Source organism: Nocardia cerradoensis NBRC 101014, from assembly GCF_000308535.1.
Classification (GTDB): domain Bacteria; phylum Actinomycetota; class Actinomycetes; order Mycobacteriales; family Mycobacteriaceae; genus Nocardia; species Nocardia cerradoensis.
In genome coordinates, this window is sequence record NZ_BAFW01000241.1 from 1 (window position 1) to 864 (window position 864).

1 pseudogene is annotated in these 864 nt (G+C 70.5%); it reads right to left on the reverse strand.

The window, feature by feature from the left end:
* Positions 1-864 (reverse strand): annotated as a pseudogene (locus tag ON23_RS25460) (5-methyltetrahydropteroyltriglutamate--homocysteine S-methyltransferase); the annotation flags it as partial.

Sequence of the window (864 nt, forward strand, 5' to 3'; positions counted from 1 at the left end):
CGCCTCCACGGACGTCACATCGGCATCCAAGGCCGCGATGGCACCGATGATCTCGCCGAATTCGGAGTAGCACAGATGGGTGTGGATCTGGGTGTCGTCGCGAACCCCGGCGGTGGCCAGGCGGAACGCGCCCACGGCCCAGTCCAGGTACTGCTCCTGATCGGCGCGGCGCAGCGGCAGCAGCTCCCGCAGCGCGGGTTCGTCGACCTGGACGATCCGGATGCCGGCGGCCTCGAGATCCACCGTCTCGTCGCGAATGGCCAGCGCCACCTGCCGGGCGGTGTCGGCGAGCGGCTGATCGTCGCGTACGAACGACCAGGCCAGAATCGTGACCGGTCCGGTCAGCATGCCCTTGACCGGCTTGCCGGTCAGCGATTGGGCGTAGGTGATCCACTCGACGGTCATCGGCGCGGTGCGCACGACGTCGCCGTAGAGGATCGGCGGGCGCACGCAGCGGGTGCCGTAGGACTGCACCCAGCCGTTGTCGGTGGCGGCGAATCCGTCGAGTTGTTCGGCGAAGTACTGAACCATGTCGTTGCGCTCGGGTTCGCCGTGCACGAGCACGTCGAGCCCCAGCTTCTCCTGTAGCGCGATCACATCCGCGATCTCGGCGCGCATCCGCTCGCGATATTGCGCGTCGTCGATCGTGCCGGCGCGCAGGTCCGCGCGGGCGGTGCGGATCGCGGTGGTCTGCGGATAGGAGCCGATCGTGGTGGTGGGCAGCAGCGGCAAGCGCAGCTGTGCGCGCTGCAGCTCCCGGCGGCGCTGCGCCGGCGCCCGCCGCGCCCGATCCTCGCCGAGGCCGGCGAGCCGGGCCCGCACGGCCGCGTTGTGCAGACGCGGATCGGAGCGGCGGCTCTCGAT